Origin of the sequence: Salegentibacter sp. (genome assembly GCF_041642575.1) — a bacterium.
Lineage (GTDB): Bacteria > Bacteroidota > Bacteroidia > Flavobacteriales > Flavobacteriaceae > Salegentibacter.
This window is the reverse complement of the sequence record NZ_JBEPWD010000030.1, coordinates 20522-27382: the sequence shown is the minus strand read 5'-3', so window position 1 is coordinate 27382 and position 6861 is coordinate 20522. Positions and strand designations below refer to the sequence as shown.

The 6861-nt window shown below is 38.8% G+C and carries 4 protein-coding genes; all 4 read right to left on the bottom strand.

Features of this window, described 5'->3' with window-relative positions; translation table 11 throughout:
* Positions 1-564: 564 nt before the first annotated feature.
* Entirely contained in the window at positions 565-786 is a 222-nt protein-coding gene (locus ACESK1_RS06855; RefSeq protein WP_372919265.1) for a DUF6095 family protein, read from the bottom strand.
* A 10-nt stretch (positions 787-796) separates the two neighbouring features.
* The gene (locus tag ACESK1_RS06850) at positions 797-1606 is read right to left on the bottom strand and encodes a DUF4249 domain-containing protein (protein WP_372919263.1); all 810 of its coding nucleotides are present in this window, start codon (positions 1604-1606) and stop codon (positions 797-799) included.
* Between the two features lie 2 nt (positions 1607-1608).
* Positions 1609-3981: a TonB-dependent receptor domain-containing protein gene (locus ACESK1_RS06845; protein ID WP_372919261.1), complete on the bottom strand. Its 2373-nt coding sequence runs from the start codon at positions 3979-3981 to the stop codon at positions 1609-1611.
* A 143-nt stretch (positions 3982-4124) separates the two neighbouring features.
* Positions 4125-6344: an NADP-dependent isocitrate dehydrogenase gene (locus ACESK1_RS06840; protein WP_372919259.1), complete on the bottom strand. Its 2220-nt coding sequence runs from the start codon at positions 6342-6344 to the stop codon at positions 4125-4127.
* Between the last annotated feature and the right edge of the window lie 517 nt (positions 6345-6861).

Sequence of the window (6861 nt, the reverse complement as noted above, 5' to 3'; positions counted from 1 at the left end):
GCCGCCCCGCCCGTACCGGACGCTACGTTCGGGCGGGCCCGCCCGAACGGTACGGGCGGGCTTTCTTTTAAGACCCTTACATTAATTTGTAAGGGTCTTTTTTTGGAATAAAGTGAATGCAGAGGCTCCCATTCAGAACATAGAAGTCAAGCCCGTTAGCGCAGATGGTACTGCTATTTGTGGGGGAGCCGGCCTGTCCTGAGCGGAGTCGAAGGATCACCGCCCCGCCCGTACCCAGCGTTACGTTAAAACGGGCCTGCCCGTACCGGACGCTACGTTCGGGCGGGGCTTTCTTTTAAACCCTCCATCATTTATTTGGTGAAGGGTTTTTTTATGGGGTAAAGTGTTGGAGTTAAAGCCCACTTAATTCTCCCGGCCCTAAGTGCATTTATGAGGGAATACTTCTGCGGGGGAATCACTTTTTATCCTTTAGGTCAAACCAAAATCCAGGTCTTCTAAAAAGGATCTGGAAAAAGTACTAATTAGGATGGATTTCCAAAGTGTGGAATCTCTGGTTCATATATAAAAGCTTAAAGCATTTCTATCTTAGCTATTAAAATATTTTTAGTCAAAAACTGCTTTTACTATTGTTAGAATTCCTCTGAACATTAAAAAAACTGCAGCAATAAGAGCAATTAAACCAAAAATAAGTACAGGGATATACCAAGGGTGACCTTGATTGTTAAATGCAGTGAATAAAACACTGGGGCCAATTAAAGATAAAGGTAATGCTATGCCCAGGTATTTTATTCCTTTCCCAAGTACCTTTCTATTAGTGTGTTTCATTTTTCTTTAATTATTCTACAATATAAGTGCTTGTATCCACTTCTGAAAGGTGAAAATAACCAAAAGGATAATTTTCTTTATTGCTGCGGTTTATAACATTTCCTTTTACTGTGGCCGGCTGGGTTTCAAATGGGCCGCCACTGTTTTCTCCAATTTGTGCTCTTAAAATAAAGAGAAATTCATAATAGGACTTTGAAATGCCGTACATTTCAATAGCCACCTCATCCCCGGGCTCTATGTCTTCATTGGAATAATAACCAAAAATTTGATTGCCGTCTGTGAATTCATCTTCATAGATTTCGAGAGTTATTTTTTCATTTCTAAAAATAAAGAGATAATAGTTGGATTCATCAGCAGGATCAGTATAAAAAACTTTTATCTCTATCTCATCGCCTGCAAAACCTCCGGTAGCTGTTTGTTCTATAAAATCAATATCTGTAACGCCCATCATTGTTTCAGCCGCGGTATAAACCTCATCGTTATAAATAATTTCCAATTCATAGGTTTGACCAATGATGGGGTTTAAATTCTCATTGATGTAGTATCCTTCCGAAGTATGTACGAAATCATATTCAAGTCCTTCTTCTGAAATAATCTTTACCGAGGCACTTTCCACCGGCGGTATTTGCTCGTCGTAAAACGGGGCCGTTTCTGATAATTTGATTTGCTGAATCTTACTTTCAGAATCTTTATAGGATAAGATGGAAGCTTCTACTACCAACCTTGGTTCGCTTTCTTCCAATGGAATATCAACAACATCTTCACATGAGCTTCCTGCAAAGATCAGAATTAATCCGAATATTTTAAATAGCCTTTTCATTATTAAAAACTAAAGTTATAAGTGACAGAAGGTATAATCCCAAATAGACTTAACCTAATGGCTTCGTTGACCCCAGTATCGCTGTTCTCCCGAAAACTGATGGAATACGCATTTTTTCGATTGTAAACATTGTAAATTCCAAAACTCCAGGATGACTTAAAGTCTTTATCACTGGAATTTTTCGGGTTAAGGTTCGCAGAAAGATCTAATCTGTGATAAGATGGTAACCTGTTGCTATTCCTTTGAGAATAAACCGGTACGGTTATATTTTCATAACTGTACTGTGCGGTAGGGAATGTTGATGGCAGGCCCGTTTGAAAACTAAAATTAGCATTGAACTGCCATTTTTTACTGGCTTCATAACTGGCGGTCAGCGTTAGATCATGCGTTTTGTCATAATTCGAATTATACCAGTCTCCGCCATTAATTCCAGTTTCTACCGGAGTTCTGCCCGGGGTTTTTTGCTCTGCTTTTGACAGCGTATATGCCAGCCAACCGGTAAACTTTCCTTCATTTTTTCGGAATAGAATTTCCAGACCATAAGCCCTGGATTTACCATTTAAAATGACTCTTTCAATGTTATTATTAGCAATAAGGTTTGCTCCGTTAACGTAATCAATTCGGTTTTTTACTTTTTTATAAAAAGTTTCAGCCTCTAGTGAATACGTTCCGTTCTTAAAATTCCTGAAATACCCAAAGGCATACTGATCCAATAACTGAGGTTCAATAAAAGGTCCGCTGGGTGTCCAAACATCCAAAGGAGTAGGGGAGCTGGTATTGGAGATTAGATGAAGATACTGGGCCATCCTGTTATAACTTGCCTTAACCGATTGGTTCTCGTTAAAACTATAGGCAACGGACAAACGCGGTTCAAAATTGCCAAAAGAACTAATGGTTTTACCGCTTTCGTAAGTTTCCGTGCCTAATGGTTCAGCTTCTTCATAGATGTCCCGGTCTTCATTATAGATAAGGGGAGAATCATTTTCATATATACTTAATTCATCTTTGCCTAAGCGAAAGAAACTGCTATATCTTAAACCATATTCGGCCGATAGATTTTCCGAAATGTTATGTTCTGCTGAAAAATAAAGAGCGCTTTCCAATGCGTACTTCTTGGTGAGCTTAAAATAATTGATCCCTGATGTCTCGTCTATAGGTTCAATCTCACCCGGATTAAAATCATAATAAGTATTCTGGAATCCATACTTTAACTGAAAAGTGTCATTTAGATAATGATCGAAATCGTATTTTAAATTGAGGTTTTTTATTCCGCTGTCCCAGTTGAATCCAACAAAACCAAGAGTTAATCCATAATAATAATCACTGTAAATCACAGAGAGATTTGAGAATATATTATCACTGAAAATATGATTCCATCTAAGGTTTAAAACTGCATTGCCGTAGGTGTTTTTAAAATTTCTGCTTAGAGAAAAAACGTCCCGCCCAAAGTATCCTGAAAAAAGGAGTTTATTCTTATCATCGATATTATAGCTCAATTTGGTGTTCAGGTCATAAAAATAGGCCGAATTGTCATTGTCTGTTAATTTCAGAAAGAGATGTGCGTAGGAACTACGGCCACCAATAAGAAATGAACCTTTATCTTTTACTATGGGACCTTCGGCCAGAAGTCTGCTTGAAATTGCGCCAATTCCTCCTTGCATCTTGAATTCCCGGCTATTTCCGTCACGCTGATAGATATCCAGTACCGACGAAACCCTGCCTCCGAATTTCGCAGGTATTCCGCCCTTATAGAGTTTTAGATCCTTGATGGCATCAGGATTGAAAACCGAAAAAAATCCGAATAAATGAGAGGAATTATAAATGGTTGCCTCGTCTAGAAGGATCAGGTTTTGGTCTACAGCACCCCCGCGAACATTAAACCCCGACGAGCCTTCCCCGGCATTTGAAACTCCGGGCAAAAGTAAAAGTGACTTAATTACATCGACCTCTCCAAAGATCACCGGCATTTTTTGAATGGTATTAATAGAGAGTCTGTTAACACTCATCTCCGGCTTTTTGATGTTGAGACCATCAGATCGCTGGCTTATTACAACTTCATCCAGGAACTCTGAGCTTTCATTTAATTGGAAATTTAAATTGGTCTGTCCGGAAATGTTGAGTGTTTCAGTAATTGTTTGGTATCCCAAATAAGAGATTACAATTTCATAGGTGCCCTCCGGAACTTTCAGTGAATAGAAACCATATTCATTGGTTACAACACCGGTATTAAGGGACGGTATAAGAATATTTACACCAATGAGAGTCTCATTGCTGGAGGCATCTGTAATATTGCCGCTAAGGGTAAATCGCTCCTGAGTATAGGCTTGTATACTGAAGCAAAATGTTAAAATAAGAAAATAAAAATTTTGTTTCAATTTTTGAGATAAAGATAGAACAGATCAATTCGAAATAAAAATACTAAACAGGAATTTAGGGATTGTTTAATGGAATGCTTTTTCATTTCTCTAATAGAAAAAGGCCGGATCGTTCCCGGCCTTGTCTTTTAATTATGTTTGACTTAAACAATAATACTATTCAGCGTCTGGCTTGGTCTCATTGCTTTCTTAGTAAGCTCCTCATCGGGCTTATAATAACCGCCAATATCAACAGGTGATCCCTGCGCTGCGATCAATTCTTCATTGATCTTTGTTTCATTCTCTTTCAGAGATTCCGCAATTTTGCCGAATTGAGTTTTTAGGTCGGAATCTTTGTCCTGATCGGCTAGTGCCTGGGCCCAATATAAAGCCAGATAAAAATGACTGCCACGGTTATCATGTTCGTTTACTTTTCTTGAAGGGGACTTGCTGTTTTCAAGAAATTTATCGGTGGCATCGTCCAGGGTTTCAGCCAGGATCAGGGCTTTTTTGTTATCATATTTCTCTCCAAGGTGCTCCAGGGAAGCAGCAAGTGCGAGAAATTCACCTAAAGAATCCCATCGTAAATGTCCTTCTTCAAGGAATTGTTGAACGTGTTTAGGCGCCGATCCTCCGGCTCCGGTTTCAAATAAACCTCCGCCATTCATTAGTGGAACGATGGATAACATTTTTGCACTGGTTCCCACCTCAAGAATAGGGAACAGATCAGTTAAGTAATCTCTTAGTACATTCCCAGTAACTGAAATTGTATCCTTTCCGGCTTTAGTTCTTTCTAAAGTATATCGGGTTGCCTCGGCAACAGACATTATTTTGATCTCAAGCCCTGAGGTATCATGATTCGGAAGATATTTATTAACCTTTTTGATCAATTCAGCATCATGAGCACGGTTTTCATCCAACCAGAAAACAGCAGGCATTCCTGTTGCTCTAGCTCGTTTTACTGCGAGTTTGATCCAATCCTGGATTGGAGCATCTTTAACCTGACACATTCTCCAGATATCGCCGGCCTCAACCTCGTGCTCTATTAGGGTATTTCCATTGCTGTCAACAACCTTTACAGTTCCATTTGTAGGAATCTCAAAGGTTTTATCGTGGGATCCGTATTCTTCAGCCTTTTGAGCCATTAAACCAACATTGGGAACGGTACCCATAGTGGTAGGGTCGAATGCACCGTGTTTTTTACAAAATTGAATAGTCTCCTCATAAAGTGGAGCGTAACTGCTATCTGGAATTACCGCTTTTGTGTCCTGAGTTTCGTTATTCTTATTCCACATCTGCCCCGACGTTCTTATCATGGCTGGCATAGAGGCATCAATAATTACATCACTTGGAACGTGCAGGTTGGTTATTCCTTTATCAGAATTTACCATGGCTACATCGGGACCATTTTCCAGATCTTTTTTGATGGCTGCTTCAATCTCCGATCTTTTGTCTGAAGGAAGCTTTGCAATTGCATTCAAGACATCACCAAGTCCACTATTTGGATCTCCTCCGGCCTTTTTGATGTCTTCACCATATTTCTGAAAGACATCTTCGAAAAACACCTTTACCCCATGACCAAAAATAATGGGATCTGAAACTTTCATCATTGTCGCCTTCATATGCAGAGAGAATAAAACACCTTTATCTTCGGCATCTTTAACTTGCTCCTTTAAGAAGGCAACAAGTTTTTTTTTACTCATATAAGTACCATCGATGATCTCGCCTTCTAAAAGATTCAGGTTTTCTTTAAGCACCTTCTTAGTTCCATCTTTAGCGTTGAATTCGATGTTTACCTTTGTAGTTTCTGATATAGTTACGGACTTTTCATTGGCCTTAAAGTCACCCTCCTGCATGGTAGCTACGTGAGATTTTGAGTCGGAACTCCATTCTCCCATAGAGTGGGGGTGTTTTCTGGCAAAGTTCTTTACCGCCTTAGGAGCTCTTCGGTCTGAATTTCCTTCCCGCAAAACCGGGTTTACTGCACTTCCTTTTACCTTATCGTATTTTGATTTGATTTGTTTTTCTTCGTCAGTTTTAGGCTCATCGGGATAATCAGGTAATTCATATCCTTTCTCCTGAAGTTCTTTGATTGCAGCTTTTAGCTGTGGGATAGAAGCACTGATGTTTGGAAGTTTTATAATATTAGCCTCGGGTTTTTTCGCCAGTTCTCCAAGTTCAGCAAGGTCATCACTAATCTTTTGATTTTCATTAAGACGCTCGGGAAATTGGGAGAGGATACGTCCGGCAAGTGAGATGTCTTTTGTTTCCAGACTTACTCCTGCTACTTTAGTATAGGCCTGAACAATAGGGAGAAAAGAATAGGTTGCCAGGGCCGGAGCTTCATCTGTTTTAGTATAAATAATTTTAGCTTCTTTTGTCATCTTTTAATTTTTTATCGATGTGATTTACTTGTGCATAGACTCTATAAACGCCCGCAGAAATCCCGGGCGTTCAACATAGGTGCAATATAATATTTTTCAAGCTTTTATCATAGTTAACAGGTGCTAATAAGAGGTTAATCCGGTTGAGAGCAGGGCATAAAAAAAGCCATTTCATCTTATTTGCTAAAATGAAATGGCTTCACCGAAGTATCACGTTCTCACCGAATCTTTTAAGATTCATTAAAGGACAAAAGCCCTGGTGTGTGGTACTTCAATCGAAACCTTTTAAACTTGTATAAGTATAAAAGAGTTTCAAAAACGATTTTTATCTTTCAAACTATTTTTGACAATGCAAAAAATGAGCGTTATATAGAAGATAAAAATCATATGTAAAGAACTTAGCTTTACATAAAGGTTTAAAGCTTGAAATCCTGGTGTCATTCAGCTTTAACATGAATTCCTGATATTAAATATACGAACAAAAATTAAATTTTCAAAGTAAATATGTTAATGTTTT

Excerpts from the sequence above, each read along its gene's own strand:
- ACESK1_RS06855 (WP_372919265.1), bottom strand. The coding sequence starts at position 786 with ATGAAACACACTAATAGAAAGGTACTTGGGAAAGGAATAAAATACCTG.
- ACESK1_RS06850 (WP_372919263.1), bottom strand. The coding sequence starts at position 1,606 with ATGAAAAGGCTATTTAAAATATTCGGATTAATTCTGATCTTTGCAGGA.
- ACESK1_RS06840 (WP_372919259.1), bottom strand. The coding sequence starts at position 6,344 with ATGACAAAAGAAGCTAAAATTATTTATACTAAAACAGATGAAGCTCCG.